Origin of the sequence: Nocardiopsis listeri, assembly GCF_020741345.1 — a bacterium.
GTDB lineage: Bacteria > Actinomycetota > Actinomycetes > Streptosporangiales > Streptosporangiaceae > Nocardiopsis > Nocardiopsis listeri_A.
The window spans coordinates 1-2879 of record NZ_DYZD01000319.1; the positions used below are offsets into that span (position 1 = coordinate 1).

Sequence of the window (2879 nt, forward strand, 5' to 3'; positions counted from 1 at the left end):
AACACCGTGGCCCCGACCAGTGGGACCCACCAGAACGGGATGACCGCCGGAGCGACCAGAGCCAGTAGGGAAACGATCACGGCCCAGATATCGACCAGGGGCTCACTCACAGGAAATCCTCCTCGTCCTCATCACCCAGATCCAGGGACGGGGAGACTTCACCGGCTTCGGCGAGCTCGGCCGGATCGGTGGTCACCAAGGCATGTTCGGCGTCGCTGGCCACCACCCGATAGGCCACCCGCAGATCCGAGCCGCTGCACAACAGGGCATCGCCAGGAGCGGCGGTGAGCAGGTACTGCTGCTCGCCCTCGGAGAGGGAGAACGTGCCGGCGATTTGGTCGATGGACTGCGGGGCCTGGCGCATCAAGATCTGCGTGCTCGCGTTGGCCACAATGGCTTTACCCAGGTCGGAGCCGAGCACGTCCGCTGCATCCTGCGTGGCCAGACCGAACGCGGTCCAACGCTTACGCGCCGCCTTGGCCAACCGGAACAGGAACTTCGCGCCTTCGGGCTCGGACATGAGCATCCAGGCCTCATCCACCAACACCATGCGGGGGTGGTCGGGGGTGGCGTCGGCCACGGTGCGCCAGATCGAATCCAGAGCCAGCATCGTCCCTACGGCCTTGAGCTCGTCGGGCAGCCGGCGCAGCGACCACGACACCAGGTGCCCGGTCGGCCGCTGGGTGGTGGGCGATCGGAACAGTTCGTTGTAGGAACCGGCCACGTACGGTTGGAGTTGGACGGCGAGGTCTTGGGCGTGCTCGTCAGCATCGGCCGCCAGGGTGGCCACCAGATCCGTCAGGAGCGGAGCCGGGCGGGACCAAGTCGAGGCCTCACCGGTGATCCCAGCCTCTCGGTAGGTGGCAATCAGAGCCCGGTCGAGCGCGGCGCGTTGACGGGCGGACAGGGCGCCGCCCAGCATCACCGCCATCAAGGTGTGCAGGAACAGCGCACGTCGGGAAACGGCGTCGCGTCGGGCGGTGGAGTCCACCGCCAGGTCCAGGGGGTTCACGTGGACACCGGGTTCCCCGAGCCGAAGAACCGTCCCACCCACGGCTTGGGTGAGGCGGGTGTATTCGTCTTCGGGGTCGATAACCGCTGCGGTCACGCCCGAGTACAGGCTTCTGAGCAGGTCGAGCTTGCAGAAGTACGATTTCCCGGCGCCGCTGCGGGCCAGCACCACGCTGTTGTAGTTGTCGCCGGACCACCGGTCCCACACCACCACCCCAGAGCTGCTGGCGTTGAGTCCGTACAGCACGGCTCTGTCAGTGGTCTCGACAGCCAGGTCGGGGGAGGCGAAGGGAAAACTTGCGGAGAGTGCGGCGGTGTCCATGCTGCGCCGCTGGTCCAGTAGGTCCACACCCAACGGGAGGCCGGCGATCCACCCTTGGAGTTGTCGGTAGGAGGCGGGCCGCACGTCCAGCAACATCGACGAACACAGCGACCGGACGTGGTCGACCTCCTCGGCCAGTGCCTCCTCTGAGGGCGCGTGGACGGTCAGGTACAGCCCGACTCTGAACAACTTGCCTTCGCCCCTGGCCAGGGACGCGGCCATCTCGCGGGCGTCCTCGGCGGCCACCTCGGCCTCGAAGTCTTCGAGTTTGCCCTTCTCCGCCGTGGTGCGGCTGGAGGCTTCGAGCTTGGACATCTGCCGTCGGAGCCGGTCGGCGGCGGTTTGAGGCGGGATCGGTTCGATGTGCAGCGACACGTCCGCCCGGCCGGGGTAGGTGAGCAGGGGTTCGGCCCAGCCGTGTCCCACCTCGGCGGGGTAACCGGTCACCGCCCACGACGCGCTGACCCCGCCCCCTACGCGCAGGTGCCGGGGTGCGATCTCCACCTCGACGGCCACCGGACCCACACCATCAGCTCTTCTGGCGTGCTTCTTCTTGCGGGCGAACATCTCAGGCCTCCTCGGCAGTTGTGGTGGGGCCGGTGATGACAGACGTGGGGCTGGAGAGCTCTTCGGGAGGTACATGTTTACTGGCAGGGTCGGCTGCGGAGGCGAGGATCCCGGCGACCTGACCGCCGCTGAGCACCTGAGCACGGGCCCCGGCAGCGGATAGACCGCGTACAGCATCCGCAGCCCTGCGCCGTACGGAACTCGCAGCATGGGAGGCATCACCGCCGGTCTCGCGCACCACGAGGATGATCTGCCGTCGCAGCAGATCCCGTGTTTGTGCCAGGTCGGCGAGGAAGTCGGCGTGGTTGCGGGCGGCGCGCTCCAGTGCCGGGTGCGGCATTGTGGGTGCCGCTCGGTCCAGGGCGTTCACCAAGGGGTCCAACTTGATGGACTCGGCCCGCACCAACAGCTGCACAGGGCTGTTGAGCGAGTTCAGGTAGGACCCGAAACCCGCCACGAGCCCGGCCTGTTCGGCGGGGGTGCGCAGTGCGAAACTCACCGTGGAGCAGGACACCAGCACGGCGCAGCCGTGTTCGGCCAGGTCCACGACTCCGTCATCGGAGATCGACTTCACCGGCAGATCCAGCGGGCTGGGCAGCGATGGGGCGGTGGCATCCACCCACGAAGGCAAGGCTTCAGCGGCAGGTGCTCCGGTGGCGCGACGCTTGGGGGAGCGAACAAACCTGAAGGCGGACAGTAGGAGGCGGTCCAAGCTGAGTCCGTCCCGCCGTGCCAGCGCGGCGGCCACCGCCGCGCCCATCACCGGGACCGCAACGACCACGAACACGATCGGCGGCACCAGATGGCCGAGGCCTCTGTAGGCGACCCACAGCCCTACACCGGGCACCCCGATAATCGCGAGCTGGCGGGCGGTGAGCCCGGCGAGGATCTTGTCCTCGCGTTCCACGTCGGCGGGCATACGTACGCGCGACATTCAGCGCCTCTTTCGCGGACGAGGAGTGGGTGGATCGAACAGCGG

Annotated in this window: 2 protein-coding genes; both read right to left on the reverse strand. The window is 67.7% G+C overall.

The window, feature by feature from the left end; genetic code table 11:
- Positions 1 to 106: 106 nt before the first annotated feature.
- A complete protein-coding gene (locus K8V84_RS17140; RefSeq protein ID WP_304076112.1) occupies positions 107 to 1900 on the reverse strand; it encodes a VirB4 family type IV secretion system protein in 1794 nt (597 codons plus the stop codon).
- 1 nt (position 1901) lies between these two features.
- Entirely contained in the window at positions 1902 to 2834 is a 933-nt protein-coding gene (locus tag K8V84_RS17145; RefSeq protein WP_304076113.1) for a PrgI family protein, read from the reverse strand.
- Positions 2835 to 2879: the final 45 nt, after the last annotated feature.